The organism is Halopelagius longus, from assembly GCF_900100875.1.
Taxonomy (GTDB): Archaea; Halobacteriota; Halobacteria; order Halobacteriales; family Haloferacaceae; genus Halopelagius; species Halopelagius longus.
The window spans coordinates 673573-700371 of sequence record NZ_FNKQ01000001.1; the positions used below are offsets into that span (position 1 = coordinate 673573).

The window sequence follows — 26799 nt, forward strand, 5'->3', positions numbered from 1 at the left end:
GAGACGCCATGAATCACGATTCCCATCCGAACGGCGGTGACCGCCCATGAGCATCGCAGACACCCTGCGCGAACACGGGTCGGGCATGCTGGCCGACTTAGCGTTCGCCGTCGTCTGGGTGACCGGCGTCTCCGTCTTCTTCGACTTCGTGACCGGGCCGCAGTGGGCCTACTACCTGTTCATGGCCGCCGGTATCCCCGCCTACTTCGGGTTCTTCTGGTCGCTGAAGATGGCGCGGGAACAGCAGTAGTAGCGGTACGCGTGAGAACGTAGTCGTACCGCGAGGCGAAGCGAGCCCTCGCGGTTCTTTTCGTCGCCAGACGCCCTCACCGGCGCACATCCGATACTACGGCGTAGTGACTCGCTATTCGCTCGTCGTTGCAATGTAGTTGTACCGCGAGGCGAGCGAATGCGAGCCTCGCGGCCCTTTTTGGTCCAGCTTTTTGCGAGGAGCGGTCGCGCTACGCGCGACCCGACGAAGTAAAAAGGTGGAGTGGGACCGCTGAGAGTCGAACTCAGGTCCTACCGACCCCATCGGCAGAGGATACCACTACCCCACGGTCCCAGGGTGCATTCTGAGGAAGGCGGTTCGAACCGTTAAGTGCTTCGCTTCGACTCGGCGCAGTCACCGAGTGCCACGTCGGTCCGAGTCACTCCTCGTCGCCGTCGTCACCGTCTCGCGGGGCGACCAGGTCACCCTCGTCGCGGACGGCCATGCTCAACACGGGGTCGCCCTCGTAGGCCGCGAGTCCCTCGCGGCGGGCGATAACGTACCCGTCGTGTTCCGAGGTGACGGTGTCGAGAACGTCGCCCTGCGGCGTCGTCACCTCCGCGACGACATCGCCGGATTCGACCACGTCGCCCGGCGCGACGCGGTGGCGGACGAGTCCCGCCGTCTCGGTGCGGGGGTGGACGGTCCGACGGACCGGATACTCGACCGGCGCGTCGGGGACGCCCGCGCCCGGTTCGCCCACGCCGTCGGGGCGTTCCGTCAGCATCCCGAGTTCGACCATCGCGGCGTAGATGCCCGCCACGCCCGCCCGGCGGGCGTCCTCGTCGACGACGCTGTGCCCGCCGAGTTCGACGGTGAACGCGGGGATGCCGGCGGCGTTCAGGGCCGCGCCGGCCGTCGAGCGTTGGAGTCCCTGTTCGACGTACTCCTCGGCGGGGAACTCCGTGAGGACGGGGAGGCCGAACGCCTCGACGAGGCGCGAGAGGTCCTCGGCCAACGCCTCCGCCGCCGACTCGTCGCGGCGCGACCCGTACAGCACCCGGTCGCGGATGACGAACGGCATCGACCCGATTTCGGCGGTGTGGACGTCGACGAGGGCGTCCGCCGACTCCGCGAACGCCTCGTACAGTCGCTCGTCGATTCGCTCCTGTACCCCCGGCGGGCGCGTCGAGGCGGACTCCGGGTCGGGGAAGTACCGGTTCGGGTCGTCGTCGCCGTAGTACGACCGCCTGCGGTTCTGCCGCAAGCCCGCCGGGTTGACGACGGGGACGGCGGCGACGGTTCCGGCGAGTCGTTCGACCGGGAGCGAGCCAATCGCGTCCTGCACCGCCGCGACGCCCGTCGCCTCGTCGCCGTGGACGCCGCCGGTCATCCACAGCGTCGGGCCGTCGTCGACTCCCTCGGCGACGACGAGGGGGAGTCGCTCCGCCCCGCCCGTCGGGAGGTCCGTCGCCTCGACCCACCCGGAGACCACCTCGCCGGGTTCGGACTGCACCGTTCCGAGTTGCATAGTCGAACCTCTCGCCGGGCGGGGAAAAGCGGGGATGGTTCGGCCGTCGTACCGGACCGCCGCGGCGCGGCCGTCGCCTCAGACGAGGACGCGTTCCAAGGAGACGACTTCGCCGGAGTCGGCGTCCGGGTCGCCGACGAGGCGGCCGAGGCAGACGACGGCGTCGTTCGGCGTGTAACACGCGAGCAAATCGCCGCGACTCGCGTCCTCGGAGTCTATGACGCCCGGCGCGTAGACGGGCGCGCCCTCCGCGACTTGCTCGGCCGCGGAGGGGGCGACGGTGACCCGCGGGAGGTGCCGCAGGGCGCGTTCGGCGGGCGCGACGACGTCCCGGAGGAACGATTCCTCGCCCTCCTCGGCGAAGGCGAGTGCGTCGGAGAGGTCGTGCATCGTCGAGAGGTCGGTGTCGTCGAAGGGGTCCGTCGCGGTGCGCCGGAGGTGGCCCATGTGCGCGCCCGTCCCCGCCGCGAGGCCGATGTCGTGGCAGAGTTTCCGGACGTACGTCCCGCTCTCGCAGTCGATCCGGAGGAGCGCCTGCCGGTCTCGCACCTCAAGGACGTCCACCGCGTGTATCTCCCGCGTCCGGAGGCGGCGGGTGACGGCGCTCTTCCGCGGCGGCTTCTGGTATATCTCGCCTTCGAACTCGGCGACGACGGCCTCGAAGTCCGACGGTGCCGGGCCGTGAAGTTCGAGGACGGCGACGTACTCCTTGGTCCCCTCCAAGAACACCTGCGCCATGCGCGTCGCGTCGCCCAGCAAGACCGGCAGACAGCCGGTCACCTTCGGGTCGAGCGTTCCGGCGTGGGCCGCCCGGTCGGTGCCGACCATGTCGCGCACCCACCCGGCGACTTGGTGCGCCGAGGGGCCGGGCGGCTTGTCGAGGTTGACGACGCCGAACGAGCGGAGTTCGTCGGCGCTCCGGTCGGAGGGTGGGCCGCGCAGGTCGGACATACTGTTAGAAGTCGTAGTTGACGCCGTCGACGGCGTACTGCCCCTCGTCCGCCTCCGAGCGGTACGACTCGACCGCACCGCCCATGATGTCGAGCACCTCGTCGGGACCCCACCGGGCGGTGTTCAGCACCATGTCGTAGATGGAGAGGTCGCGGATGGGGATGTTGTAGTACTCCTCGTACCGCAGGGCCTCGCTCCGTTCGCGCGCCTCCGTCTCCTCGCGCGCGAGTTCGACGCTCTTGTCCTCGCGGTCGGCGATGCGCGCGGCGCGGACGGCTATCGGCGCGTCGAGCCAGAAGCGCAGGTCGGCGTGCTCGCCCGCGAGCCACCCCGCGAGGCGGGATTCGAGCACCACGTCGTCTCGCTCCGTCGCGATGGTGTAGAGGCGTCTGTCGAGGTCGCGGTCGATCTGGTCGTCCTCCTCTGCGAGCTTGTTGAACTCGACGGCGCTGTACCCCCGTTCGGCGGCGAGTTCGCGGAAGATGTCGCCGCCGCTGATGTGTTCGAGGTCGAGCGCCTCGGCCAGTCCAGCCGCGGTCGTACTCTTCCCGCTTCCCGCGGGGCCGGAGACGGTCAGCAACATACTCATCCTCCGTGGGACGCTCTAAAAGAGGTTGTCTTTGCACCGCGGAGTGAGAGGCGGTACCGAGGCGTCGGAACGCCGCGTCGCCTCAGGACGCCGACGGCGACATGTCGATGTCGAGGCTCTTGCGGATAATCTGGGTGAAGCCCATCGAGCAGAGGAAGTACCAGACGATCCACGCCTGAATCGGGCCGAGCACCGACTCGGTCCACGCGACTTCGCCCCGAAGCGGCAGGACGAGATTGTTGAGCGCGACGTGCGCCTCCGACCCGCCGCCGACGCCGATGGCCCAGTACATCCACAGGAACACCGGGATGGTGAGGAACATGATCCAGACCATGGGGCGGAACTGCTCTTTGAACATCCCGAGTTGGTCGCCCATCGCCTCCATCTGCTCCTGTTGGATGCGTTCGAGTTCCTCGTCGTTGCCGTTCTCCTTGGCCTTCTTCTGACGCTCTTGGATGTCCTTCATCCGCTCTTGGTAGGCCCCCATCTTCTCCATGTCCATGAGGTTCGCCTGAAGCAGCGTCGAGTAGAGACCGGTCGCGAGAGCCAGCACCATCACGACGGCGTAGAACGGCAGCACCTCGTGAAGCGGGCCGAGCGCGACGTTCATCGTCGAACCGATCACGTCGCGGAGCGGCTTCCACGAGTAGCCGAGGAACAGGCCGACGGTCACCACGCCGGCCATCTTGTCGTACGTGGACCACGAGGAGTCGCCCGTGTCGATGTCGGCGGCGGACGACGAGGACGACGTGGACGCCGAGGACGCTCCGTTACCGGCGGCCGCTTCCAGACCCTCGCGGGCCCCCTCCGGGTCGGCGAGGCGGAACCCCTCGTCGCCGTCGACGAGGACGCCCTTCTCGATGAGGCGGCCCCACTGACCGCTCGTGAGGTCGCCCTTCACGTCGACCCACTTGACCTCTCCGGCCTCCGACCGTTCGAGGACGGTCTCGACGGCCGTGCGCATCTCCGGGTCGGTGGAGACGAGGTCGCGCACCTTCGATTCGGTTCTTGCCATTACGGGTGAATTAGTCATCACCGGTTATGAACCTTTTACTCTCGTTGCGGGCGGATGAGGGGGCGTGACTGGGCCCGAACGAGGGGGACGCGAGGGGACGTTAGGGCCAGATGCCCCGCGCCTCGTGGGCGGCCGCGACCCGCCGGAGGGCGACGGCGTACGCCGCTTCGCGCCACGTCCGCGCGCCGCCTTCGAACTCGGCTCGGACCGCCTCCCACGCGTCGGTCATCTCGCTTTCGAGTTCCTCGTGGACGCGTTCGAGCGACCACGCCCGCCGATTGATGTCTTGTAACCACTCGAAGTACGAGACGGTGACGCCGCCGGCGTTCGCGAGGATGTCGGGGACGACCGGAATCCCGCGCTCTTCGAGTATCTCGTCGCCGGCGAACGTCGTCGGGCCGTTGGCGCCTTCGACGACTAACTCGGCGTCCACTCGCCCGGCGTTGTCGGCGGTGACGACGTTGCCGACGGCCGCCGGAATCAGCACGTCGACGTCGAGTTCCAGAATCTCGTCGTTCGAGAGTTTCTGCGGCGCGTCGTACGTCATCACCGCTTCCGGCTCCTCCTCGTGGGTCGGAACGTCGCGGGTGTCGAGTCCGTCGGGGTCGTATATCGCGCCGTTGACGTCGGAGACGGCGACGACGTTCGCGCCCCAGTCGTCCAACAGGCGCGCGGCGTTCGCGCCGACGCTCCCGAACCCTTGGACGGCGACGGTGACCTCCGAGAGGTCCCAGCCGTAGTACTCGACGGCTTCGCGGGTGACGATGGCGACGCTTCGGCCGGGCGCGCCGTCACGCCCCTCGCTCCCGCCGATGACCGGCGGCTTACCCGTGACGACGCCGGGAACCGTCTCGCCCTCCTGCATCGAGTAGGCGTCCATGAACCACGACATCGTCTGGGCGTCCGTCCCCATGTCCGGCGCGGGGATGTCGGTGTGCGGGCCGACCACGTCGCGGAGTTCCTGCGCGAACCGACGGGTGAGACGCTCCTTCTCCTCGGCGGAGAGCGACTTCGGATCCACGACGACGCCGCCCTTCGCCCCGCCGAACGGGAGGTCCATCACGGCGCACTTCCACGTCATCCACATCGAGAGGCCGACGCACTCGTCGCGCGTCACGGCCGGGTGGTAGCGGAGTCCGCCCTTGTACGGGCCGCGGACGCTGTCGTGTTGGGCGCGGTAGCCCGTGAACACCTCCAGCGTCCCGTCGTCGCGTTCGACCGGGAGTTTGACTTCGTGGACCGTCCGGGGGTGACGGAGGCGTTCGACGACGTTCGGGTCGATGTCGAGGCGCGTCGCCGCCCGGTCGAGTTGTTTCCGGGCCGTCTCGACGGCCGACTCCTCCGTCTCCTCTGTGGCCGCGTCCGGCGCGTCCGTCTCGTCCGCCGATGGCTCAGTACTGGTTCCCATAGTATCGTGTCCGTGTACCGCGACTGACCGTCTCGCGACGATTTCCGAACCGTTCGTCCGGGGACTGTCCTGCCGTCTTCGCGGGACCGCATTTCCACAGCGTCATGGGTATCCCGGGCCGTCTCGGCCCGTACCAAGAGTAATAGGAATATTAGGATAAACCTATTCTTTTAACCGTGACCGTCTCGGCGATTTTCACGTCTGGTGTTCACGAGTGACACGACGGGCGGCGCCTCGACTATCGACCGAGTCGTCGTCGAAGCCGTCGCTGGCGGCGGGCGAGGAAAGAGTAGAAACGGTGTGGCGCGTCGGACTACGCCGACTCGACGACGTCGGCCACGTCCTCGAACACGTCGTCGGGCGTCTGTTCGCCGTCCACTTCGACGAGGACGCCCTCGTCGCGGTAGTGTTCGACGACGGGTTCGGTGTTCTCCTCGTAGACGCTGAGGCGTTCCCGAACCGTCTCCTCTGTGTCGTCGTCGCGTTGGACGAGGCGTTCGCGGACCGCCTCGTCGTCGGGCATGTTGAACTCGGTGTGGTAGATGTCGCCCGTCTCGGGGTCGAGGCGGCGGCCGGTGAGTCGCCGGACGAGTTCCTCCTCGCTCACGTCGAGGTAGACGGCCGCGTCGAGGTCGGTAATCTCCGTGAGGTACTCGGCTTGGTCGAGGTTCCGCGGGTAGCCGTCGAGGACGTAGCCGTCGGCGTTCGAGAGCGCCTCCTTCACTATCTCGTTGACCACCTCGTCGGGGACGAGTTCGCCCGCGTCCATGTACTCCCGAGGCGTGTCGTACTCGGTGTCCATGTCGCTTATGTCCATGTCCTTGTTCGCCCGGAGTGCGTCGCCCGTCGTCACGTGTTCGAGGCCGAACTCTTCGGCGAGCCGCTTGCTCTGCGTCCCTTTGCCGGCACCGGGGGCTCCTAACAGGAGAATGTGCTTGCCCATACGAACCCCATCCAAGCCCGCCCGTATAACGTTGAAGAAAGCGTCCGTCCTTTCGACGGGTCCGACGCCGCCGCCAGGCGGAACCGAGGCGCGGAATCAACACATTCAGTGTTCCCCGCGTGGACGGCACCGACAGATGAACGCGACGCCGACGAACGCCCCCGGTCCCGCCGCCGCGCCGCCTCTCGGCGCGTCTCCCGTCGGCGCGCGGCCCCGCGCCCACTCGTGAGCGCGGTTTCGCGGGCCGTCCGAGGGGCCGAAGCCGCCGTCCCGGGCCTCCTCCTCCTCGTCGCCTTGGCCGGCCTCGCCCGCCTCGTCGCCGGGGCGGTGTCCGGTCTGAACGCGCTCCTCCTCGCCGTCGGATTCGGTGCCGTCGTCGCCAACACCGTCGGCGTCCCCCGGATTGCGGACGCCGGCGTCCGCTACCGCGGACTGCTCCTCGAAACCGGCATCGTCCTCCTCGGGGCGCGAATCGCCTTCTCGGACCTCGTCGCCACCGGCCCCGTCGTCCTCGCTCTCGCCGTCGCCGCCGTCGTCGGCGGGGTGGCTCTCGTCGAGTTCCTCGGGCGGCGCGTGTTCGACCTCAAGCGCAAGACGGCCTCGCTCCTCGCGGCGGGCGCGAGCGTCTGCGGCGTCTCCGCCGCGACGGCCATCGCGGGCACCATCGACGCCGACGGGGAGTCACTCGCGCACGTCGTCGCCGCCATCCTCCTCTTCGACGCGGTGACGCTCCTTCTGTTCCCCGTCATGGGCGACCTGTTGGCCCTCTCGCCGCGGCAGTTCGGCGTCTGGGCCGGATTGAGCATGTACAGCACCGGTCCGGTCACCGCCGCGGGGTTCGCCCACTCGCCGGCCGCCGGACAGTGGGCGACGGTGACGAAACTCGCCCGGAACGCCCTCTTGGGCGTCGTCGCCCTCTGGTACGCGTTCCGGTACGCCGACCGCTCGGCGGAGTCCGGCGCGGCGTCGCTTCTCGACGGCGTGCCGAACTTCCTCGCGGGGTTCGCCTTCGTCGCCCTCGCTGCGAACGCCGGCCTCCTCTCCCCGGAGACGCTCGCGACGATAGATGCGACGAGCGACGCCCTGTTCGCACTCGCGTTCGCCGGTCTGGGACTCGACGTGCGACTCGAAGCGATGCGCGAGGCGGGCCTCGCGCCCGTCGCCGTGCTCTCCGTCGCCCTCGCCGTCGTCTCCGCCGTCGCCTTGCTCGCCGTGACGACGCTTCTCTGACCGACGCGCCGGGACGAACGCCTTCCCCGCCGTTTTTCTACCGACGGCGACGAACGGTTCGGTATGACGCGATTCGACGCCGACGAACCCCGCGAGCGACGGAAACTGTTCGCCGAGGCGTTCGCCGCCCACCGCGAACGCGCCAGCGCGTTCGTGACGTTCGAAGTCGACCACGAGGAGAACTCAGACGTTGACGAGCAGGGCTCGTCAGCCCGCCAGACGCAGTCTGGTGACGGCGAGGACGAGCCCGCGCCGTGGGTGCAGTTCGCCGACCAGACGTTCAACGTGGACGTGACCGACGAGGAACTCGACCGCCTGAAGTCGCTGTTGGACGAGTTCCCCGAGCTCCGCATCGACCGGATGGAGTCGCCCGACGCCGCGGAGGGGACGAACGTCCGCATCACCGCGCGGTCCGACGCAAACCGCCTCGCGGCGTTCGTAGACCGGACGTTCCAAGCGGTGTACGGCCGCGACGAGGACTACCGCGCGTGGGTCGCCGCGGTCTGAGCCGCCTCCGGACTCAGGTCGAACCGCCGACAGGTTATTTGCCGAACGCGCGCGAACCGACGGTATGTCATCGACGGACGTTCCCGCGGACGGCGTCACGCCCGAGAAAGTCGGCGTCGACGCCGAATCGAGGATGGTGGACGTCGGCGACGTGCGCCTCCACGTCGTCCTCGCCGGGCCGGAGGACGGCGCTCCGGTCGTCCTCATGCACGGCTTCCCCGAGTTCTGGTACGCGTGGAAGGAACACGTCGAACCGCTCGCACACGAGGGGTACCGCGTCGTCGTCCCCGACTTGCGCGGCTACCACCTCAGCGACAAGCCCGAGTCGGTGTCTTCGTACGCCCCCGACGAACTCGCGGGCGACGTGCTCGGACTCCTCGACGCACTCGACGCGCCCGACGCGCACGTCGTCGGCCACGACTGGGGCGGCTTTCTCGCGTGGTGGGTCGGACTCCACCACCCCGAACGCGTCCGGACGCTGTCGGCGCTGAACATCCCCCATCCCACCGCCTTCCGGCGGGCCATCTACCACGACTGGGAGCAGCGACTCCGGAGTTGGTACGTCCTCTTCTTCCAACTCCCGAGGCTCCCCGAGGCCGTCGCGTCTGCGACGGACTACCGCCTCCTCTCGGACCTGATGCGGCGGACGAGCGAACCCGGGACGTTCAACGCGGCGGACTTCGACTGCTACCGCGCCGCGTGGCGCCGCCCGGGCGCGTACCGGTCGATGGTGAACTGGTACCGCGCCGTCGTCCGGGCGAACCCCCGTCCGGCGACGGACCGGTGCGACTGCCCGACGCTCGTCCTCTGGGGAGCGAAAGACGACTTCCTCTCCCGGTCGCTCGCGCTGGACAGCGTGCAGTACTGCGACACCGAACACCTCGTCGTCTTAGACGACGCGACGCACTGGCTTCACCACGAGGAACCCGTCCGCGTCCGCAACGAACTGACGAAACACTTCGAGAAAGCGCGCGCGTGAGGCCCCTCAACGACGGAGAGAGGAACCGCCGAGAGCACCGTCGGAACGGCGCTGTACCGCTATATATCGCCACCGAGTTAACTTAGCGACATTCTTAAGCCCCGACGATAAAGCAGTAATCGACGCGGGGCATGGCCCTGTACGAAACCGGGACTGGATGACCCCGATTCTACTCCCGCCCCCGCGTCCTTCATGAGCCGGTCGCGGTCCCGCACCGCGGGCCCGGGCCGTTTTCTCCCTTCCGAGCGACCGCTCGGAACCGACCTCTCCGCCGGGTAGCGGCACGTTGAAACCGTTGGCCGGCGACCCACTCGCATGACCGATTTGGGCAAGGTGGACAGAGCGTTCTTCGACGAGTACATCTACCCGAACCTCGGCGCCGACCGCGACGACGTGGCTATCGGACCGACGCACGGCGTGGATTTCGGACTGCTCGAACTCGGCGAGTACGCCGTCTCCATCGCCACCGACCCCGTCTCTCTCCTCCCGGGCCTCGGCTTCGACCGGGCCGGTCGCTTCGCCCTCGATTTCGTCCTCGCGGACGTTGCCGTCTCCGGCCTCGCGCCCTCCCACCTCGCGATCTCCTTTACGCTCCCCCCGGAGATGTCCGACGAGGAGTTCGCCGCCGTCTGGCGGTCGATGCACGAGGAGGCCGAAGAGTTGGGCGTGAGCGTCGTCACGGGTCACACCGCCCGCTACGCGGGGTGTTCGTTCCCGTGGGTCGGCGGCGCGACGGCACTCGGCGTCGGCGACCCCTCGGACGTGGTTCGCCCGGACGGCGCGCGCGTCGGCGACGACGTCCTCGTCACCAAGGGTCCCGCGGTGGAGGCGACGGGTCTGCTCACGAACCTCTACCCCGACCAGTTCGACCTCCCGGCCGAGACGCTCGAAGCCGCCCAATCTCGGCTCGACGAGGCCGAGTGCGTCAGGGACGCGATGACCGCGTCCGCGGCGGGCGAGGTGCACGCGATGCACGACGCCACCGAGTGCGGCGTCTTCGGCGCGTTGAACGAAGTCGCAGACGGCGCGTGCGTCCGCTTCGACGTCTCCTTGGAGGAGGTTCCGGTGCGCCCGGGCGTCCGCGAGACGTGCGAGTACCTCGGCATCGACCCGTGGGCCGCGACGACGGGCGGAACGCTCGTCCTGACCGTCGCTCCGGAGGACACCGACGCCATCGTCTCCGCGTTAGAAGCCGAGGGCACGCCCGTCGGCGTCGCCGGGCGCGTCTCGGAAGGGTCCGGCGTCTACGCGGACGGCGAGCGAATCGACCACCCGGACGTGGACCCCTCGTGGGAGGCGTACGACGAGTTGGCGCGGCGGGCCGACGGCGAGTAGCGTCCCCTACTCGTCGTCCACCACGCGAACGTCGAACGCGTCGCGCCACTCGTAGCGCCGCCCGCCCCACTCGAATCGGGGCGCGAGGATGCCGGCGAGAAGCGCGACGGGGAGACAGAGAACGGACGGGTACGCGAGGACGACGGACGCGCGCCGGACGCCGAGTTTGGCGTACCCCGCCGCCGCGAGCGTCGTCGCGGCGACGACGCCGAAGACCGGAAAGAGAGCGAACAGGGCGGCGGCGACGAAACTCGCCGCGAGGAGGACGCTCGTCCCCGCGCGGTCGAAGAAGTACGCCGCCTTGGCGAACCGCGCGATGCGGTCGTACACGTCGCCGGGCGCGCCGGAGACGGGAACCTCCCGCGGGTGGTCCTCGTCCGCCCACGGGTCGTCGAGGTAGGTGCTCAGGACGCTATCGTCGCCGACGGTGCGCCGGAGGTCCGAACGGAGGGCGTCCTCGTCTATCTCCGTCCGGTCGAAGGCGACGCCGCCGCCCCAGACGAAACCGCCTTCGACGAGGCCGAGGGAGCCGAGCAGGACGAACGCGGGTTCGAGGAGGGGCCAGATACCCCCGCCGACGTAGACGGGCACCTCGGTGGCCGCGCCGCGGTTGCGCGCCATCGACACGAGTCTGTCGCGCCACCCCGAATCGCGGGACACGTCGTCGTCGGTCCAGACCACCACGTCGTGGGTCGCCCGTTCCATCCCGTAGGCGAGGGCGTTCGCCTTCCCGGCGCACCCCTCGGGGTCGCCGGCGACGAGAACCGTTACCTCGTCGGGGGCGTCGGAGACGACGGAGGCGTTCTCGGAGTCACAAACCACGAGCAGTTCGTCGTCCTCGCGAACGTCGGCGGCCACGTCCGCCGCCCCGTCGGTCCACCTATTTGACGGCAGGATGACACTCGCCATGGAGACACGTAACCGAGCGGACCCATAAAACCACGCGACCGACCTCGGAAACGGACGTTTCGAGCGGTACCGCCGCAGTCCGTCGCTACCAGTCGATGACCTGTTTGTCGCGCCAGAACTTGCCGGCCGGACTCTCGGGCTTGAACCGGGAGAGCCAGACGGGCGTCTCCGCGCCCTTCGTCACCGACCGGTCGGCGTCCTCGCCGCCCATGTCCGTGCGGACGTACCCGGGACAGACGGAGTTGGCGATGAGGCCGTCCTCGGCGTACTCGCCGTGGAGGTAGGCGGTGAGGCCGTTCAGCCCCGTCTTCGAGACGCGGTAGGCGGGCGACCCGCCGGACTGGGACTCGGTGAGCGCACCCATCCCCGAGGAGACGTTGACGACGCGTCCGCCGTCGGTCTGAAGCAGGAGGGGGACGGTGTGCTTGCAGACGAGCATCGGCCCGCGGAGGTTCGTAGCGAGCGTCCGGTCGATGTCCTTCGCCGACTCGGAGACGATGTCGTTGTCGAACTCGCCGACTCCGGCGTTGTTGACGACGATGTCGAGGCGACCCGCCGCCGCGAAGATGTCGTCCGCGGCGTCGGATATCTCGCCCTCTTGGGTCACGTCCACGAGGAGGTGTTCCCACTCGTCGGGCACGTCGTGGGTGATGCTGCGCGTCGCCGCGAACACCGTCGCGCCGAGGTCGTACAGTTGCTCGGCTATCTCTCGTCCGAGGCCGCGGTTCGCCCCCGTCACGAGGGCGACCTGTCCGTCCAACGAGTCGTATAACTCGGGTCCGTCGTCGCTCATCGCCCGATTCGACGCGGCGGCGCGGGAAGGGGGTTGCGCTCTCGGGCGAGGCGGCTCACGCCTCGATTCGCAGACGCTCGAACGCCGCGCCCGTCCACCGGTGGGCGCGCATCCGGCCGTCCGGGGCGCAGATGAGGTAGACGTACCCCGTCCACGTCGCCCGCCGTTTGTCGGTTTCGCTGGGCACGGGGTCCGATTCGGGGTGACTGTGGTAGAAGCCGACGACGTCCCGCCCCTCGGATTCGACCGCCTCTATCGTTCGAAGCGTCTCCTCGGGGTCGAGTTCGTACTCGACGCGGGGGTTCGCCGCGACGTTCGGGACGCGCCGGACGCTCTCTACGGTGGCGTCGTCGCTCGGGTCGTCGGTGCGCCGTCCCGCGAGGACGCCGCACACCTCCCTCGGCGGGTCGGAGTTCGCGCCCTCGCGCGCGTGCGCGAGAATAGTGCCTCGGACGCCCTCTCGGAGGGCGAGGGTCCTCGCGGTCACTTACTCCTCTTCGAAGTCGCGGCGCATGGCGATTTCGAACCACGGGCAGAGGCGGAGTTGGCGGTACCACTCGGGGTGATCGTGGAGGTGTTCGTAGTCCACCCAGAGCATCCCCGCAATCTCGTCTTCGTCGGGGTCCAAGGAGGTGTCTTCGAGCGTCACCTTCAGGACGGCGCACACCTCCCACTCCAGTCCGGCGTTCTCGTAGTAACGCTTGTACTCGAAGCGGTCGGTCACGCGCAGGTCGCCGTACTGGTCGGGCGTGATGCCGAGTTCCTCTTCGAGACGCTGTTCCGTGGCCTCCACCTGCGTCTGTCCCTGCACGGGGTGGGAGGCGACGGTGCCGTCCCAGCAGGTGTCCCACAGGCGCTTGTCGGGCGCGCGTTGCGCCAAGAGTAGTCGCCCCTCCTCGTCGAAGACGAGACAGGTGAACGCGCGGTGGCGAATCCCGTCGCCGGTGTGCGCCTCCAGTCGGTTCACGAGGTCGACCTCGTTGTCGTCGGAATCGACGGCGATGACGTCCTGCTCGGCGTTCGCGTGAAGTTCCTCGGGGGAGTCGGCGGCGTTCCCGCCCTCGTCTGCGCTCATAGTCCGTCAATCGGTAAGGTGGGTCAAGGACCCTTCGATGCGCGTCGGCGTCCTCACTCCGCGCCGGGGTCCGGCGGCGACGGGTCGTACGTCTCGCCGACGGCGAACCGCATCGCGCCCGGCCTGCAGTCCGCGACGAGGTGGCGTTCCTCGACCATCTCGCCGTCGAGGCTGAACTGCCGGGGCGTCGCCGCGTCCACGACGAGGTGCGGCACCTTCAGGCACGTCAGGTGGGAGGCGTCGCGGCGCAGGAGGGCGTCCGCCGCGCCGGATCTGAGGTAGTTCAGCGCCGGCGCGTGTTCGACGACGACGACGTTCAGGAGGCCGTCCTCCATGTTCGCCTGTTGCATCCCCTCGCCGGGGAACCGTCGCCCGTTACCGACCAGAAGCATCAACGCCTGCCCGGACCACGCGGGTTCCCGGTCGGCCCCCGCGCGCACGTCCAACTCCAACCCCTCGAACGACCGGGTGCGTTGGAGCGTCGAGAGGACGTACGCGAGAACGCCGAAGCGACGCTTCGCCACGGGCGTGGTGCGGGCACTCGCCTCCGCGGTGAGTCCGCAGACGCAGGAGTTCAAAAAGAGGTCGGGCGCGCCCGCGTCGGCGTCGGACGACCCGTCGGTCCACCGGACGCTCCCGATGTCGATTCGGCGTTCCTCGCCGGATTCCACCACCTCGAAGGCGTGGTCGACGCCGCGGATGCCGACGTTGTCCGCGAAGTCGTTGCCCGTCCCCGCGGGGACGACGCCGAGGCGCACGTCGTCGAGTTTGCCGGCCTCGTCCACGCCGCGGACGACCGCGTTCAGCGTTCCGTCGCCGCCGCAGGCGACGATCGTCGCCGCGCCCTCGGCGGCGGCCTCGCGCGCGAGAGTCCGCGCGTCGTCGCCGCTGGTGCTGTTTCGAACGTCGTAACCGCGGGACTCGGCGATGTCGCGGGCGCGTTCGCTCTGCCGTCCGTCTCCGCTCTCCGGGTTCCGGACGAGCACGCGTCTGCTCACGGGTCGCTCTTACGGCAGAAGAACAAAGCGTTGGCGGCCCGACCGAGGAGACGTGCTGGCCGTAGACCTTCACGCGCACACTCGCTTCTTCCACGCCCGTCCGGGCCGCCCGACGTGGTACGACGCTCTCGGCTTGGACCTGTTGACCGCGGCGGCGAAGTGGCGCGAGTTGGACGCCGTCGCGGTGACGAACCACGACTACGCGTACTCCGCGGACCGGCGGTTCCCGACGGTCCCGGGCGTCGAGATATCGACGACGCTCGGCCACCTCGTCGTCGTCGGCCCGAACCCGCCGAGTCGGACGACGCCCGGCGAACTCGAACCGGAGGCGGCGGTCGAACTCGCCCACGAGAGGGGCTGTGCGGCCATCTTGGCGCACCCGTACCGCAACGGGACGCTCCTCGAATCGGACGCCCCGTTCGACGCCATCGAACTGAACGGGAAGAACCCCGAACACATCAGACAGACGCGGGAACTGGCGGAGCGACTCGAACTGCCCCTCGTCGGGGGGAGCGACGCGCACTTCCCGTTCGAGGTGGGGCGCGCGTACACCCGCGTCGACGCCGACGCGCCGACGCCCGAGGCGGTGGCCGACGCGGTTCGGGAGGGGGACGTCGAAGCGGTCGTGAAACTCGGGCGGGGCCACGCACTGCTCGATAAGGTGTACAACGAGGTCCACCGGCGGAAGGCGACGATGCGTCGCCGCTGAGCGTCGGCGTCTCCGTCCCGTTACGGGGTCTGTCCGAGGCGTTCGTCGAGGATGAGTCGCGTCTTCGTGCTCTTTACCTCCGCGAGTTCCCGCGCCTGCGTGATGAGTTCGTTCACCGCGCGGGTGTCCGCCGCGTCCACGACGAGGACGATGTCCTCCTCGCCCGACACCTGCCAGACGAAGTCCACCTCGTCCCACTCCGCCATCCGTTCGGAGACGGCGGTGGTGTCGACGTCCACCGCGACGGACACCTCTATCATCGCCTTGATGTTGCCCGTGTGGGTGGCGACGGTGAACCGTTCGATGACGCCGTCCTCGATGAGGCGTTCGACGCGGTTGCGAACGGTCCCCTCGGAGGTTCCGACCTGCTCTGCGATTTCCGTGTACGGCGTTCGGGCGTCCCGTCGGAGGATGTCGAGGATTCGACGGTCGAGGTCGTCCATGTACGTCGTCGTCTCCCGCGAGACTTACACATTACGAATTTCGTAACTTGGCTACGAAAGCAACACTTATGCCCCCGGAATCCATGTGTTTCTCGTAATGTCGGACGCCTACCTGGCCCTGGAAGACGGCCGCGTCATAGAAGCGCGCGGTCGCGTTCCGGGATACACACGTGGCGAACTGGTGTTCACGACCGCGTACACGGGATACGAAGAGAGCCTGACCGACCCCTCGTACGAGGAACAGGTCCTCACGTTCTCGTACCCGTTGATCGGAAACTACGGCGTCCGAGACGAACGATTCGAATCGGACCGCGTCCACCCGCGGGCCGCAATCGCTCGCGAGTTCACCGACGAGATAGTCGAGTGGTTGGGCGACCAGTCCGTCCCCGCCATCGACCACATCGACACGCGCGAACTCGTGACGGCCATCCGCGAGGAGGGCGCGATGAAGTGCGGTATCGCCGTCGGCGACGACGTGACGCCCGAAGACGCCAAAGAGGAACTCGCGAAGTGCAAGGGGATGAGCGAACACGTCGACATCGGCGCGCAGGTCAGCACGCCCGAAGCGGTGACTTACCGCGCCGGCGGCGACGCCCACGTCGCCCTCGTCGACTGCGGCGCGAAGGGCTCTATCGTCGATTCGCTCCTCGAACGCGGCGCCGACGTGACCGTCCTCCCGTACGACGCGACGGTCGAAGACGTCGAGGAACTGTCGCCGGACGTCCTGTTCATCTCGAACGGTCCCGGCGACCCCGCGAACTTCACGCAGGCGCAGGAACTCGTCGAGGAGTTCGTCGGCGAGATTCCCCTCGCGGGCATCTGCCTCGGCCAACAGGTCGTCGCCCGCGCACTCGGCGGCACCACCGAGAAGATGGACTTCGGCCACCGCGGCGTCAACCAACCGGTCCGCGACCTCGACTCCGGGAAAGTCGTGATGACGACGCAGAACCACGGCTACACCGTCGACGAACCCGGCGACCTCGACGTGACGCAGGTCAACGTCAACGACGGCACCGCCGAGGGACTCGAAAACGACGACCTGAACGTCATCACCCGTCAGTACCACCCCGAGGCCCACCCCGGCCCGAACGACTCGCTCGACTTCTTCGACGACGTGTTGGCGATGACCGACGCGAAGCAACAGACCGCCGTCGCGTCGTCCTCCGACTGACCACCTCACCTGACGCACTCCGGCGGACGGACACCCCGTCCGACACCACTCGCTTTCTCACCCGATGCGGTAGCGTCGAACGTACCCCCACCACCGTCATTGTGATTGCCTAGCACGACCAACGACCGGTATGGCATCCGCGCTCTCCCTTCCCGAACGGGGCTTCGACGACTTGCCGACGGAGGTGGCAATCGTGGATTCGCGCGGCGACATCGTCTACACGAACCGCGCGTGGCGGCAGTTCGCGGAGGACAACGGGTACGACGGACCCGACGACTTCCGCGACGTGAACTACCTCGCGGTCTGTGAGGAGTTCCGCGACGAGTCCGAGGAGGCGGGCCGCGTGGCCGACGGGATACGAGACGTCCTCGACGGGGAGAGCGACGGCTTCAGACTCGACTATCCGTGTCACTCCCCGACGGAACGGCGGTGGTTTCTCCTGCGCGCGGTCCCGTTCGAGGGAGAGGACGGAGACCGGTACGCGCTTTTGATGCACCTCGACATCACGGACCGGAAACTGGCCGAACTCCGGTTGGAGGAGCGGAACCGGCAGTTGGTGAGCATCGCGGGCGTCCTCTCGGAGGACATCCGGCCGCCGCTTTCGGCCGCCGTCCGCGCGTCCGAGATGCTCGCCGAGTCCGGCGGGGACGAGGCCTGGCGACTCGCGCAGATCCTCCACCAGATCGACGCCATCGTCCAAACGGGTACCGTCCTCGCGGAGAACGCACCCTCCTTGGAGTTCGAATCGGTCGAACTCCGGGACGTCGCCGAGTCGGTGTGGCACCGCGTCGAACCGGGGGACGCCTCGTTTCTCGTCGTCGATTCGCGGGCGTTCCTCGCGGACCGGGAACTGCTCTCGTACCTCCTGGAGAACCTCCTCGCGACGGCCGTCGTCCGCGCGGGCGACGCGGTCCGCGTTCGCGTCGGGACGGCGGCGGAGGGGTTCTACGTCTCGGACGACGGGACGGACGTGGCCCACCAGTACGAGACGATGTTCGACTCGGCCACCTCGGAGTTAGAGGGTGAGACGTACAGTCTCGCCACCGTCGCCCGCGTCGCCGGGATTCACGGGTGGGACGTGAAGGTCGGCGAGTCGGACATGGGCGGGACCTGCGTCACGGTGTCCGGCGTGACGTGGGTGTAGCGGCGGTCGAAAGCGGGCGACGACGCCGCCCTACGTCAGGTCCGCTTCCATCACGAACGTCGGTTGCTCCGCGAGGTCCGCGCGGGCGACGGCGGCGTCGGTCACCCACCGCGGCCCCTCGGGGACGAGGACGCGCGTGCGGTCCGCGCCCGCCGCGGCGGCGTCGCGGGAGACGGCGGCGACGACGGCGCGGGCGGCCTCGGCGTCGTCGCGCGCCCACGCGCCCACGGCGTACTCCGCCCACGTCTCCGTCTCGCCGTCGTCGTTCTCCCTATCGTACGTTCGGTTCCGGTAGGCGAACCCGCGGGTGCCGCCCTCGCGGACGACGAACAGGCGGCCGTCGTCGGCGGCGTCGCGGAGTCGCGCCCGCGTCAGCGAAGAGAGCGCCCACGTCTCATCGGGGTCCAAGACGAGGCCCTTCAGGTCCGTCCGAACGTCGCTGCCTGTCCAGAACGACCACGCCGCGTCGGGGTCCGCGTCCCCGCCCGCCTCGATTCGCAGGTCGGCCGCCGCGTCCGCGTCCGGGTCGGGGTGGACCCACCGGAACTCGATGCCGGGGTCGTACCCCGTATCGCGCGTGAGGCCGAGGCTGGGAACGTTCCACGAGAAGATCATGTTCCGAATCACGGACGCGCCCGCCTCGCGGGCGAATCTGAACGTCGCGTCGCTCAGACGCTTCGCCAGTCCGCGCCCCCGGTAGTCGGGGTTGACGCGCATCCCCTGCGCCCACGCCTCGTACCCCGAGAGCGTCGTCACCTGCACGATGCCACCGAGGTCCGTCGTCGGGGCGTCCGCGCCCGCATCGACGACGAACGTCTGCCGCGTCTCGCCGTCGTCGTCGGCTATCCAGTCGGGGTAGACGTCGCCGATGTAGTCGTCCACGCCGCGGTCGCCCCACGTGTCGCTCGTGAACGCCGCGACGGCGTCGTAATCCTCCTCGCGGGCGGGTCGGACGAGAACCGTCTCGCCCGCCTCGTCCTCGTACTCGTAGCGGGGACCGGCCGTCATCTCAGCGTCTCACTCCCACGGCACGGAGCGTTGCTGGAGTTCGCCCGCGAGGGAACGAGTCATCGCCTCCGCGGGGTCCTCGAGGTTCGAGAGCGCCCACATCAGTTTCACCTTCGCCGTTCCGGGGAGGGTGTCGCCCGCCTCGACGACGCCGGCGTCCAACAGGTCCCGTCCGGTGTCGTACACCCGGTCGCAGACGCGGCCCCGGAGGCACTGACTCGTCATGGCGACGACGACGCCGTCGTCCACGAGGTCCGCGATGACCGGGATGAAGTCCGTGTGGACGTGGCCGAGTCCCGTCCCCTCGATGACGAGTCCGTCCAACTCCGAGTCCTTCAGGAACTCGCCGTAGCGGTCGACGTCCATGCCGGGCGTGAACTTCAGCAGGTCCACGTCGCCGTCGAGTTCCGGCGACAGCGACAGGTCCGCCTCTCCGCGTTCGGCGTACTCCCGGCGGAACCGGACCTCCTCGGACTCGTAGTCCACCTCGCCCAACGGTTCCGCGCCGACCGTCTCGAACGCGTCGCGTCGGGAGGTGTGGTTCTTGCGCACGCGCGTGCCGCGGTGAAGCGCGCAGACGTCGTCGCTCTCGGTTGCGTGCATGCAGACGAGCACCTCCGCGCAGTCGGATTTGGCGGCCTCGACGGCGCAGACGGCGTTCATCACGTTGTCCGAGGAGGGGCGATCCGCCGAGCGCTGACTGCCCGTGAAGACGACCGGGACGGGCGTATCGAGCATGAAGGAGAGCGCCGAGGCGCTGAACTGCATCGTGTCGGTGCCGTGCATGACGACGACGCCGTCCGCGCCCGCTTCTATCTCCTCGCGGACCGCCTCCGCGAGGTCACGCCACACGTCCGGCGTCGCGTTCTCAGAGAGGATGTTGGCGACGACGCGGCCCCGGTAGTTCGCCCGCCCCGCGAGGTCCGGGACGGCCCGAAGCACGTCTTCGGCGTCGAACTGCGCGGTCACCGCGCCGGTCCGGTAGTCCACCGTGGAGGCGATGGTGCCGCCGGTGGAGATGAGAGAGACGGTCGGCAGGTCGTCGTCGAACTCGATTTCGGAGGCCGAGGAGTCGTCCGTCTGTGCGTCCTCGACGTCGTAGACGTCCGTCTCCAGTACCTCCACGTCGGCGTCGTCGCGGTCGATGCCGACGTTGTACCCGCCGTCGAGTTTGACGACGAGGTGGTCCGGCGTCGACGACGGCATCAACACGCCCTCGTTCGTGACGCCCGCGCGTTCGACGCGGACGCGGTCCCCTGCGTTCATACCGCGACGTACCGCCGGGCGAGACTTGAAACCACCTTTTCGGCGTCGGGTCGGAACCGACGCGGCACAAGAGCCATGTTGCGGGCCGTCCCACGTCCACTATGCAACGAAGTGACGAGACGGAGTCGACCGCCCCCTCCACCTCCGTCTCCGCCTCCGACTTCGGTCTCGACGGGTTCGGCACCGACTCGGGCGAGGACGACGCCGCCGCGGCGCGCCGGACCGACTCCGGCGGGAGCGAAAGCCGACTCGGGCGGGTGTTCTCGCCGAAGTCGTTCGTCGCCGTCCTCGGTCTCTCGCTGGCGGGCCTGTTCGTCGGCGGGGCGATTCCGATCATCGGGTTCGTCGGCCGGTTCCTCGGCCTGTTCGCCGTGGGGTTCGCCGTCGGCCTGTTGGCGTCCCGGCGGCGCTACCTCGAAGTCGGCCTCGCGGGCGCACTCGCGTCCGGACTGGCGTTCGTCCTCTCGACGCTCACCTCCGTGGTCGCCCCGTTCGCCGTCGATTTCCTCGCCGAGTACGGCGTCGCCGTCGCCGGAATCGGCGCGGGCGCGGGCCTGTTGGCGTCGCTGGCCGGACACTACTTCGGACGCGACCTGCGAAACGGGCTAACCCAGGATATCTGAGCGTCTACCCCGAGGAGACGGCCCACCCGTCCTCGTCGCGCGCGACCAATCCGCGCTCGGCGAGGTGTTCGAGCGACCGTTCGACCGACTCGGGAGCGGCGTTGACCTCCTTGGCGATGCTCCGGACGGTTCGGGCCCCGCCCGCCACCGCCGCTAACACTTCCGCGTAGAACCGACTCTCCCCGTCGGAGCCGATTCTGTCGCTCAGCCGGTCCAGCACGTCCGTCATCCGCCCGTGGACCCACCGCTGAGCGAGCGACAGTTCGTTCTCTAACTCCTCCAGTCGCCCGACTTCGCGGGCCAAGTCGGCCACGTCGTCGGCTTCCTCCGCGTCGTCCTGCGGGATGTCGAACGAGACGTGCGGACACCGCCCCGTCATGTCGAGGCTGGGACTGGCGGGGTAGGCCGACTTCGCGCCGAACCCGTACGGGGAGACGTGGACTTCGAGACGGAGGTTCCGAGAGATGTGGAAGTACTTCCGACGCTGGTCGTCGGTTCGAGACTCGATGAGACCGGCATCCTCCAGTTTGCGGAGGTGGTCTATGACCGCCTTCGGACTGACGCCGAGGTACTCGCTGATCTCCGTGACGTAGCACGGTTTGTGGGCGAGAAGCCGGAGAATACGCCGGCGGTTCTCGTTCCCGAGAAGGTCGAGGAGTACCGCGGAATCCATAACCGTAGGTAAATCGTGAGCACGGAAAAGGCTGACTCCCCCCGCCGGGAGTGCGACCGGTTCGCACTCCGTCGCCGTCCCTCGACTCGCGGCGGTCGAACTCGTCGCCCGTCCGAACGACGGACCGCCGCTACTCGGCCGACTCCTCGAGTCGGTCGAACGTCCGCGCGGCGAGTCCGACCACCGCAAAGGACAGAGCGACGGTGATACCGGCGAGGAAGAGGCCGGGTTCGTACTTCAACGGCGGGTAGAAGCCGAACCCGTAGTCGTACACGTCGTTGACGAGTGCGAGGACGAGAGCGACGACGAGTGCCTCGCGGGTCGTCCGCCCGTAGTACGGTATCAGCGCCGCCTCCGCCAGAAACAGCAGGTGGGTGAGCATGATGCCCCAGTAGTCCCACAGCAGGTCCGGCGAGAACCCGAAGTAGAGGTCCAAACGGAGGTTCAACGCGACGGCGGTCCAGACGCCGTACTTCACCAGCCAGACGAACGCCAGCGTGTGGAGGACGGCGAGGACGCGGTTGTTCGGCGCGTCGGTGACGGGCTTTCCGACGCGCGGAAGCAGCGTCGCCAACGAGAGCGTCGCGAGCGCAAGCGCCGTCGGCGAGTCGCCGAACAGGGGGTAGAGCATCGAACTCACGTCGGCCAAGGAGGGCTCGGAGTGGACGTAGAAGCTGACGCCGACGAAGAACGCGGCGGCGTTGACGACGAGAAGCCACCCGAGGCTCGCGCCGTTGCCGAGGTAGTACTGTACCCACCGCACCGGGAACGGACGTCGGAGTCGGTTCGCCCGCGCCGCCGTCGCCGTCGTCTCGTCGTCGGCCATCGCTCCCAGGAACGCCCGGCGCGCGAAAGAAGGTGTCGCGTCGGCGCGGCGACTCGCCGACTCGCCGCGTCGCACCGAGGCGTCGGGCGAGCGTTCGGACCCGAGCGCCAGGGACGCCGAGAACGTTCCGTCAGTCCGGCGACCCCATGAAACGAAGAGTAGTTACCGCTCGCCGCCCACCGTCCGACTATGCAAGCTGCGCTCGTCATCCTCGACGGTTGGGGCCTCGGAGACCACGACCATCGCGACGCGGTGAAGGAGGCCGAGACGCCGAACTTCGACCGGTACGCCGACACCGGCGCGTACGGGACGCTCGACGTCTCGGGCCGCCGCGTCGGACTGCCCGAGGGCCAGATGGGCAACAGCGAAGTCGGCCACCTCAACATCGGCGCGGGCCGCGTCGTCAAGCAGGCGTACACCCGCATCAACGACTCCATCGACGACGGGAGTTTCCGCGAGAACGACGTCATCGCGGGCGCACTCGACCACGTCGAGGAGACGGGCGGACGCATCCACTTCATGGGACTGGTCAGCGCCGGCGGCGTCCACTCCCAACAGCAACACCTCCACGCCCTCATCGGACTCGCCGCAGACCGGGGCGTCGAAGCCGTCACGCACGCCTTCACCGACGGGCGCGACACCGACCCCCACAGCGGCGAGGGCTACCTCCGAGAGTTGGAGTCCGTCGTCGAGAAGAACGGCACGGGCGAGGTGGCCACCGTCTCCGGGCGGTACTTCGCGATGGACCGCGACCAAAACTGGGAGCGGACGAAGAAGGCGTACGACGCCATCGTCCACCGCGAGGCCGAACACGAGGCCGAAAGCGCCGTCGAGGCGGTCAAAGAGTCCTACGAGCGAACGGAGACCGACGAGTTCGTCGAACCGACGCTGATATCCGGCCAACCGGCGCTGGAAGACGGCGACGCCGTCTTCTTCTTCAACTTCCGCCCGGACCGCGCCCGGCAGATGGTCAGCCTGCTCGCGAACCTCCGCCCGGAGGACTGGTCGTTCGACCCCGACCCGCCGGACATCCACCTCGCGACGATGACCGAGTACGACGAGACGTTCACCTTCCCCGTGGCGTACCCGCCGGAGGACCCGAAAGACACGCTCGGAGAGGTGCTCTCGCGGGAGGGCAAGACCCAACTCCGCCTCGCCGAGTCCGAGAAGTACGCCCACGTCACCTACTTCCTCAACGGCGGCCGCGAAGTGAAGTTCGACGGCGAGATTCGACGCATCGTCGAGAGTCCGGACGTGCCGACGTACGACATGCAACCGGAGATGAACGCCGAGGAGGTCACGGACACCGCGGTAGACATCATCGACTCCGAGGACCCCGACGCACTCGTTCTCAACTACGCGAACCCCGACATGGTCGGTCACACCGGCGACTTCGACGCCGCCGTCGCCGCCGTCGAAGCGGTCGATAGGCAGTTGGGCCGCCTCGCGGCCGCCGTCCAACGCGCGGGCGGACACACGCTCGTCACCGCCGACCACGGCAACGCCGACGACATGGGGACGGCGGAGAGTCCCTTCACCGCGCACACGACGAACCCGGTTCCGTTCGTCTACCTCGCGCCAGACGGCACCGACGGCGGACGGCGCGTTCGCTCCGGCGGGTCGCTCTGTGACCTCGCGCCGACGATGCTCGAACTGATGGATATCGACCAGCCCGAGACGATGACGGGCGAGTCGCTCCTCGAATAACGATAGCGTTCGGGCGCTCTTCGCCCGCCTCAGGCCGCGTCTTTTCGGCTCCGCCGCCGTTCGTCGTACCACTCGTAGAGCGTCGGGGCCACGAGCATCGCCGCCGCGAGGGCCGCCGCGACGCCGAGTCGGAGGTCGATAGCGCCGGCCACGTCGCCCGCGGCGAGCGTCTCGGCCGACGCGCCCGCGAGGACGCCCGCGACGGCCCACGGCGTCTCTCCGACGGCCGTGCCGACGACGAACGCGCCGAGGCGGACGCCGGAGACGCCCGCGGCGACGGAGACGACGTCCGAGGGCGCGGGGAGGAGTCTGCTGGCGACGACGCTCCGAACGTCGCCGGTTCGCTCGACGAACGCCTCGCCGGCGGCCGCGACCCTGCCGCCGCGGCCGAACCGCCTCGCGAAGAGGAACGGCGGAACGCTCGTCAGGACGATGAGCGCGAGCGCAAAGGGGACGCCGCCGACGCCGACGACGTACCCGACGACGACGGCCAGAAGCGTCGTCGGCCACGCGAGAAGCGGTCGGACGAGCGCCAGACAGACGGCGACGGCGGCGAACCGCGCGGGGTCGGCGCTCGCCCACGCGAGGTGCGAGAGGAAGGCGTCCGGCGAGGTGACCGCGGCGGCCACTACGACCGCGGCCAACGCGGCACCGACGCCGATTCGCGCGCCGAAGCGGAGTCGTCGCATCGTCTCCCCTTCGCTCACGACTCGATATACGCCTTGTGCCTCGGCCGAGCACCGGCGTCCGTCGCGACCGGAGTCTGAAATCGTCGGCGTCGTCACTCCGCGAGGCGACCGAAGCACGCTGCGTTTTTGGTCTCGCACCGCGCAGGTGGAGGCGTAGCCGTGCCCGACGACGAGTCCGACGCGCAAGCCGACCTCTCCGCGTTCGGCGGCGGAGACGATCCGAGCGCAGACGCCGAGGCAGACCCCGAGAGCGACGCGGACGGGCGTTCGCCCGGCGGAAGAACGCGCTCCGAGGGGAGCGACCCGGTCGACGCCGACGTTCGGGAGATGGACGCCGAGGAACGCGTCGAACTCGCCGTAGAGCTGTTGGCGCACGTCGAGGCGGACGAACTTCCGCTCTCGGACGTGGTGGACCGAATCGAGACGGTGACGACGAACCCGACGCTCACGCGGGACATCTTGGACGCCGCCGAACTCCGGGGGGTAATCGACCGCGAGGGCGGCACGATACGGACGCGCCGCGGCGGAACGTACGTCAGGTTCGAAGAACAGGTCGTCCGACGCGAGGGGGAGTTCGACTGCCGTCGCTGCGGCGCGAGCATCTCGACGGGGCACTTCGTCCGCTTCGAAACCGGCGAACTCGGGCCGTTCGGCTCCTCCTGCATCCGGAAAGTCCTCGGCCGCGAGTAACGACGAGAGAACCGCAGACGCCCGGTGCGTCTACCTGCCGCGCCGCAGTTCTTCGATGAGTTGCTCTATGAGTTCCTGCTGGCGGCGAATCTCCTCGCCCTGCGCTTCGACCGTCTCCCGAAGCGCCGCCACCTCGTCGGCGAGGGCGTCCTCGGCGACGGGGCCCGCCGACTCGAACCCGGAGTTCTCGAACCCCGCGTCGGCGTTCGCTCCCTCCTTCGCCTTTCGCGCGTCGCCCTCTTCCGGGCGGGCGTCCGCGGCGCTCGGTTCCGAGCGCTCGTCGGACGCCGATTCGGTCTCCGACGCACTCCGACCGGCGGACGGCGCGGCGTTCGCTCCCGCGGACGCCTCGGCGGACGCTTCCGCCGTCTGTTCGTTCGTCGCGTCGGCGTCGGCCGTCGTCGTCTCCGCCGCTTGCGACTCGGCCGTCCCCGGTTCCTCGGTCCGAACCTCCGCCGTCTGCTGTCCGGCGGCGTGCGACGACTCCGATTCGGTCTCCGTCTCGGATTCGGCGTCTCGCGTGGCGTTCTTCGGTTCGTCCGAGAGTTCCGCGGGGTTCGCGCTCAACGGGTCCGGACCGTCTCCGAACGACACTTCGTCGGTTTCGGCGGGTTCCTCGTCTTCGGGTTCGTTCGCGGCGCGGAGTTCCTCGAGCGAGGCGACGCCCCAGTAGTCCAAAAGCGTCGATTCGAGGGCCTCTCGGACCGCGCGGGCGTCCTCGTTCGGCGTCTTGAACCGCTCCTGGCGGTCGCCGACGGTCATGACGACGGAGGTGGCGACGCTCCCGTCCTCGAAGGTGAGGTCGGTCACGTCCTCGTAGCGGTACTCCTCGTAATCTTCGTCCCAGAGGCTGCTCCCGATGTGTCTGACGACGCGCGTGCCCGCGACGACCAACGTGAGTTCGCTGAACCTGAACAGTCGTTCCACCGACTCCTCCTCTTTCAGGATGCCGTTCGCCTTCAGGACGCCCTCCACGAGGGGGTGGAGGGCCCTGTCGAGATACTTCGACGGCAAGGCGAACGTCTCCGACCCGTCGAGACCGTACTCGAGGGTCACCTTGGACTTCCGACGGCCTTCCGATACCGTCACTCGCTCTGCATCGTGCGGGTACTCCTCGACGGACTCGTCCGAGAGGAGGCCTTCGGCCCTGTAGACGAGCGTCCGCGTCGGCGTCGCGTACAGTTCGTCTTCACCGCCGAGACCGAGACGGGTGACGACGGCCTCCCCGCCGAGGGCGGACTGGACGATCTGCGGTTGACTCATAGATTCGTTGTCCCCGTGCCTATTGATAAATCCGCGGGTGATTCGCGGGAGAGTGATATGTGCTGACACGCCCTCCGGCGAGGACGGATGAGAAGCTTAAAGATACTCATCGC

Annotated in this window: 29 protein-coding genes and 1 tRNA gene; 11 read left to right on the plus strand and 19 right to left on the minus strand. The window is 68.7% G+C overall.

From position 1 onward, the window contains the following. Positions 1–46: 46 nt before the first annotated feature. Positions 47–250, plus strand: coding sequence for a DUF8119 family protein (locus BLS11_RS03510; RefSeq protein WP_092532985.1), 204 nt, complete (start codon positions 47–49; stop codon positions 248–250). A 244-nt stretch (positions 251–494) separates the two neighbouring features. Here the strand turns inward: BLS11_RS03510 and BLS11_RS03515 are convergent. The 7 genes from BLS11_RS03515 to BLS11_RS03545 all read right to left on the minus strand — a co-directional run bounded on the left by BLS11_RS03515 (position 495) and on the right by BLS11_RS03545 (position 6648). Then, positions 495–565: transfer RNA gene (locus BLS11_RS03515), tRNA-Pro, on the minus strand. An 85-nt stretch (positions 566–650) separates the two neighbouring features. Then, on the minus strand, positions 651–1742 hold the full coding sequence (locus BLS11_RS03520) for a succinylglutamate desuccinylase/aspartoacylase family protein (RefSeq protein WP_092532988.1): 1092 nt from the start codon (positions 1740–1742) through the stop codon (positions 651–653). 78 nt (positions 1743–1820) lie between these two features. Beyond that, positions 1821–2693: an RNA-guided pseudouridylation complex pseudouridine synthase subunit Cbf5 gene (locus BLS11_RS03525; RefSeq protein WP_092532992.1), complete on the minus strand. Its 873-nt coding sequence runs from the start codon at positions 2691–2693 to the stop codon at positions 1821–1823. A 4-nt stretch (positions 2694–2697) separates the two neighbouring features. Beyond that, the gene (gene cmk / locus BLS11_RS03530) at positions 2698–3276 is read right to left on the minus strand and encodes a (d)CMP kinase (protein ID WP_092532995.1); all 579 of its coding nucleotides are present in this window, start codon (positions 3274–3276) and stop codon (positions 2698–2700) included. A gap of 88 nt (positions 3277–3364) precedes the next feature. Further along, positions 3365–4297: a DUF106 domain-containing protein gene (locus tag BLS11_RS03535; RefSeq protein ID WP_092532998.1), complete on the minus strand. Its 933-nt coding sequence runs from the start codon at positions 4295–4297 to the stop codon at positions 3365–3367. A 100-nt stretch (positions 4298–4397) separates the two neighbouring features. Continuing rightward, positions 4398–5705 carry a glutamate dehydrogenase GdhB gene (gene gdhB / locus BLS11_RS03540; protein ID WP_092533001.1) on the minus strand — a complete coding sequence of 436 codons (1308 nt, stop codon included), beginning with the start codon at positions 5703–5705 and terminating at the stop codon, positions 4398–4400. Positions 5706–6018: 313 nt separating this feature from the next. Further along, a complete protein-coding gene (locus BLS11_RS03545; RefSeq protein ID WP_092533003.1) occupies positions 6019–6648 on the minus strand; it encodes an adenylate kinase in 630 nt (209 codons plus the stop codon). A 225-nt stretch (positions 6649–6873) separates the two neighbouring features. Here BLS11_RS03545 and BLS11_RS03550 point away from each other — a divergent pair, with 225 nt between their 5' ends. The 4 genes from BLS11_RS03550 to BLS11_RS03565 all read left to right on the plus strand — a co-directional run bounded on the left by BLS11_RS03550 (position 6874) and on the right by BLS11_RS03565 (position 10699). After that, positions 6874–7878 carry a YeiH family protein gene (locus BLS11_RS03550; protein ID WP_092533006.1) on the plus strand — a complete coding sequence of 335 codons (1005 nt, stop codon included), beginning with the start codon at positions 6874–6876 and terminating at the stop codon, positions 7876–7878. Between the two features lie 63 nt (positions 7879–7941). Further along, complete coding sequence (locus tag BLS11_RS03555) at positions 7942–8385, plus strand: DUF7975 family protein (RefSeq protein WP_092533009.1); 444 nt, start codon at positions 7942–7944, stop codon at positions 8383–8385. A 64-nt stretch (positions 8386–8449) separates the two neighbouring features. Continuing rightward, positions 8450–9364: an alpha/beta fold hydrolase gene (locus tag BLS11_RS03560; RefSeq protein WP_092533012.1), complete on the plus strand. Its 915-nt coding sequence runs from the start codon at positions 8450–8452 to the stop codon at positions 9362–9364. A 315-nt stretch (positions 9365–9679) separates the two neighbouring features. Then, positions 9680–10699, plus strand: a complete 1020-nt coding sequence (locus BLS11_RS03565) for an AIR synthase family protein (RefSeq protein ID WP_092533015.1) — start codon at positions 9680–9682, stop codon at positions 10697–10699. A gap of 6 nt (positions 10700–10705) precedes the next feature. Here the strand turns inward: BLS11_RS03565 and BLS11_RS03570 are convergent, their stop codons facing one another. The 5 genes from BLS11_RS03570 to BLS11_RS03590 form a co-directional block, all read right to left on the minus strand. Continuing rightward, positions 10706–11608, minus strand: a complete 903-nt coding sequence (locus BLS11_RS03570) for a glycosyltransferase (protein ID WP_092533018.1) — start codon at positions 11606–11608, stop codon at positions 10706–10708. Positions 11609–11693: 85 nt separating this feature from the next. Beyond that, a complete protein-coding gene (locus tag BLS11_RS03575; protein WP_092533021.1) occupies positions 11694–12401 on the minus strand; it encodes an SDR family NAD(P)-dependent oxidoreductase in 708 nt (235 codons plus the stop codon). 55 nt (positions 12402–12456) lie between these two features. Beyond that, positions 12457–12888, minus strand: a complete 432-nt coding sequence (locus BLS11_RS03580; RefSeq protein WP_092533025.1) for a desampylase — start codon at positions 12886–12888, stop codon at positions 12457–12459. Next, on the minus strand, positions 12889–13476 hold the full coding sequence (locus tag BLS11_RS03585; protein ID WP_092533028.1) for an NUDIX hydrolase: 588 nt from the start codon (positions 13474–13476) through the stop codon (positions 12889–12891). A 53-nt stretch (positions 13477–13529) separates the two neighbouring features. Next, positions 13530–14474, minus strand: coding sequence for a diacylglycerol/lipid kinase family protein (locus BLS11_RS03590; RefSeq protein ID WP_092533031.1), 945 nt, complete (start codon positions 14472–14474; stop codon positions 13530–13532). 52 nt (positions 14475–14526) lie between these two features. Between BLS11_RS03590 and BLS11_RS03595 the strand changes: the two genes are divergently transcribed. Beyond that, positions 14527–15183, plus strand: a complete 657-nt coding sequence (locus tag BLS11_RS03595; RefSeq protein WP_092533034.1) for a PHP domain-containing protein — start codon at positions 14527–14529, stop codon at positions 15181–15183. Positions 15184–15203: 20 nt separating this feature from the next. Here the strand turns inward: BLS11_RS03595 and BLS11_RS03600 are convergent, their stop codons facing one another. Next, entirely contained in the window at positions 15204–15626 is a 423-nt protein-coding gene (locus BLS11_RS03600; RefSeq protein ID WP_092533037.1) for an Lrp/AsnC family transcriptional regulator, read from the minus strand. Between the two features lie 97 nt (positions 15627–15723). Between BLS11_RS03600 and carA the strand changes: the two genes are divergently transcribed. Both carA and BLS11_RS03610 read left to right on the plus strand, forming a co-directional pair. Beyond that, a complete protein-coding gene (gene carA / locus BLS11_RS03605) occupies positions 15724–16797 on the plus strand; it encodes a glutamine-hydrolyzing carbamoyl-phosphate synthase small subunit (protein WP_092533040.1) in 1074 nt (357 codons plus the stop codon). 130 nt (positions 16798–16927) lie between these two features. Then, positions 16928–17941: a PAS domain-containing protein gene (locus tag BLS11_RS03610; protein WP_092533043.1), complete on the plus strand. Its 1014-nt coding sequence runs from the start codon at positions 16928–16930 to the stop codon at positions 17939–17941. 30 nt (positions 17942–17971) lie between these two features. Here the strand turns inward: BLS11_RS03610 and BLS11_RS03615 are convergent, their stop codons facing one another. Together BLS11_RS03615 and gatD are read right to left on the minus strand one after the other, a co-directional pair. Then, positions 17972–18949, minus strand: coding sequence for a GNAT family N-acetyltransferase (locus BLS11_RS03615; RefSeq protein ID WP_092533046.1), 978 nt, complete (start codon positions 18947–18949; stop codon positions 17972–17974). Between the two features lie 9 nt (positions 18950–18958). Next, positions 18959–20215 carry a Glu-tRNA(Gln) amidotransferase subunit GatD gene (gene gatD / locus BLS11_RS03620; protein ID WP_092533049.1) on the minus strand — a complete coding sequence of 419 codons (1257 nt, stop codon included), beginning with the start codon at positions 20213–20215 and terminating at the stop codon, positions 18959–18961. A gap of 101 nt (positions 20216–20316) precedes the next feature. On the opposite strand from gatD, the gene BLS11_RS03625 reads away from it, so the two are divergent. Then, positions 20317–20838, plus strand: a complete 522-nt coding sequence (locus tag BLS11_RS03625; protein WP_092533052.1) for a hypothetical protein — start codon at positions 20317–20319, stop codon at positions 20836–20838. A 4-nt stretch (positions 20839–20842) separates the two neighbouring features. On the opposite strand, the gene BLS11_RS03630 is transcribed toward BLS11_RS03625, so the two are convergent. After that, entirely contained in the window at positions 20843–21511 is a 669-nt protein-coding gene (locus BLS11_RS03630; RefSeq protein WP_092533055.1) for an ArsR/SmtB family transcription factor, read from the minus strand. Between the two features lie 130 nt (positions 21512–21641). Next, the gene (locus BLS11_RS03635; RefSeq protein ID WP_092533058.1) at positions 21642–22337 is read right to left on the minus strand and encodes a DUF1405 domain-containing protein; all 696 of its coding nucleotides are present in this window, start codon (positions 22335–22337) and stop codon (positions 21642–21644) included. Positions 22338–22526: 189 nt separating this feature from the next. Here BLS11_RS03635 and gpmI point away from each other — a divergent pair, with 189 nt between their 5' ends. Next, positions 22527–24044, plus strand: coding sequence for a 2,3-bisphosphoglycerate-independent phosphoglycerate mutase (gene gpmI, locus BLS11_RS03640; RefSeq protein WP_092533061.1), 1518 nt, complete (start codon positions 22527–22529; stop codon positions 24042–24044). Positions 24045–24073: 29 nt separating this feature from the next. Here the strand turns inward: gpmI and BLS11_RS03645 are convergent, their stop codons facing one another. After that, the gene (locus tag BLS11_RS03645) at positions 24074–24733 is read right to left on the minus strand and encodes a TVP38/TMEM64 family protein (protein ID WP_092533064.1); all 660 of its coding nucleotides are present in this window, start codon (positions 24731–24733) and stop codon (positions 24074–24076) included. A 327-nt stretch (positions 24734–25060) separates the two neighbouring features. Between BLS11_RS03645 and BLS11_RS03650 the strand changes: the two genes are divergently transcribed. Next, complete coding sequence (locus BLS11_RS03650; RefSeq protein ID WP_092534472.1) at positions 25061–25423, plus strand: DUF5830 family protein; 363 nt, start codon at positions 25061–25063, stop codon at positions 25421–25423. 30 nt (positions 25424–25453) lie between these two features. On the opposite strand, the gene BLS11_RS03655 is transcribed toward BLS11_RS03650, so the two are convergent. Beyond that, a complete protein-coding gene (locus tag BLS11_RS03655; protein ID WP_092533067.1) occupies positions 25454–26686 on the minus strand; it encodes a DUF7115 domain-containing protein in 1233 nt (410 codons plus the stop codon). Positions 26687–26799 lie beyond the last annotated feature (113 nt).

Excerpts from the sequence above, each read along its gene's own strand:
- BLS11_RS03510 (WP_092532985.1), top strand. The coding sequence starts at position 47 with ATGAGCATCGCAGACACCCTGCGCGAACACGGGTCGGGCATGCTGGCC.
- BLS11_RS03520 (WP_092532988.1), bottom strand. The coding sequence starts at position 1,742 with ATGCAACTCGGAACGGTGCAGTCCGAACCCGGCGAGGTGGTCTCCGGG.
- BLS11_RS03525 (WP_092532992.1), bottom strand. The coding sequence starts at position 2,693 with ATGTCCGACCTGCGCGGCCCACCCTCCGACCGGAGCGCCGACGAACTC.
- cmk (WP_092532995.1), bottom strand. The coding sequence starts at position 3,276 with ATGTTGCTGACCGTCTCCGGCCCCGCGGGAAGCGGGAAGAGTACGACC.
- BLS11_RS03535 (WP_092532998.1), bottom strand. The coding sequence starts at position 4,297 with ATGGCAAGAACCGAATCGAAGGTGCGCGACCTCGTCTCCACCGACCCG.
- gdhB (WP_092533001.1), bottom strand. The coding sequence starts at position 5,705 with ATGGGAACCAGTACTGAGCCATCGGCGGACGAGACGGACGCGCCGGAC.
- BLS11_RS03545 (WP_092533003.1), bottom strand. The coding sequence starts at position 6,648 with ATGGGCAAGCACATTCTCCTGTTAGGAGCCCCCGGTGCCGGCAAAGGG.
- BLS11_RS03555 (WP_092533009.1), top strand. The coding sequence starts at position 7,942 with ATGACGCGATTCGACGCCGACGAACCCCGCGAGCGACGGAAACTGTTC.
- BLS11_RS03560 (WP_092533012.1), top strand. The coding sequence starts at position 8,450 with ATGTCATCGACGGACGTTCCCGCGGACGGCGTCACGCCCGAGAAAGTC.
- BLS11_RS03565 (WP_092533015.1), top strand. The coding sequence starts at position 9,680 with ATGACCGATTTGGGCAAGGTGGACAGAGCGTTCTTCGACGAGTACATC.
- BLS11_RS03570 (WP_092533018.1), bottom strand. The coding sequence starts at position 11,608 with ATGGCGAGTGTCATCCTGCCGTCAAATAGGTGGACCGACGGGGCGGCG.
- BLS11_RS03575 (WP_092533021.1), bottom strand. The coding sequence starts at position 12,401 with ATGAGCGACGACGGACCCGAGTTATACGACTCGTTGGACGGACAGGTC.
- BLS11_RS03585 (WP_092533028.1), bottom strand. The coding sequence starts at position 13,476 with ATGAGCGCAGACGAGGGCGGGAACGCCGCCGACTCCCCCGAGGAACTT.
- BLS11_RS03600 (WP_092533037.1), bottom strand. The coding sequence starts at position 15,626 with ATGGACGACCTCGACCGTCGAATCCTCGACATCCTCCGACGGGACGCC.
- carA (WP_092533040.1), top strand. The coding sequence starts at position 15,724 with ATGTCGGACGCCTACCTGGCCCTGGAAGACGGCCGCGTCATAGAAGCG.
- BLS11_RS03610 (WP_092533043.1), top strand. The coding sequence starts at position 16,928 with ATGGCATCCGCGCTCTCCCTTCCCGAACGGGGCTTCGACGACTTGCCG.
- BLS11_RS03615 (WP_092533046.1), bottom strand. The coding sequence starts at position 18,949 with ATGACGGCCGGTCCCCGCTACGAGTACGAGGACGAGGCGGGCGAGACG.
- gatD (WP_092533049.1), bottom strand. The coding sequence starts at position 20,215 with ATGAACGCAGGGGACCGCGTCCGCGTCGAACGCGCGGGCGTCACGAAC.
- BLS11_RS03625 (WP_092533052.1), top strand. The coding sequence starts at position 20,317 with ATGCAACGAAGTGACGAGACGGAGTCGACCGCCCCCTCCACCTCCGTC.
- BLS11_RS03630 (WP_092533055.1), bottom strand. The coding sequence starts at position 21,511 with ATGGATTCCGCGGTACTCCTCGACCTTCTCGGGAACGAGAACCGCCGG.
- BLS11_RS03635 (WP_092533058.1), bottom strand. The coding sequence starts at position 22,337 with ATGGCCGACGACGAGACGACGGCGACGGCGGCGCGGGCGAACCGACTC.
- gpmI (WP_092533061.1), top strand. The coding sequence starts at position 22,527 with ATGCAAGCTGCGCTCGTCATCCTCGACGGTTGGGGCCTCGGAGACCAC.
- BLS11_RS03645 (WP_092533064.1), bottom strand. The coding sequence starts at position 24,733 with ATGCGACGACTCCGCTTCGGCGCGCGAATCGGCGTCGGTGCCGCGTTG.
- BLS11_RS03650 (WP_092534472.1), top strand. The coding sequence starts at position 25,061 with ATGGACGCCGAGGAACGCGTCGAACTCGCCGTAGAGCTGTTGGCGCAC.
- BLS11_RS03655 (WP_092533067.1), bottom strand. The coding sequence starts at position 26,686 with ATGAGTCAACCGCAGATCGTCCAGTCCGCCCTCGGCGGGGAGGCCGTC.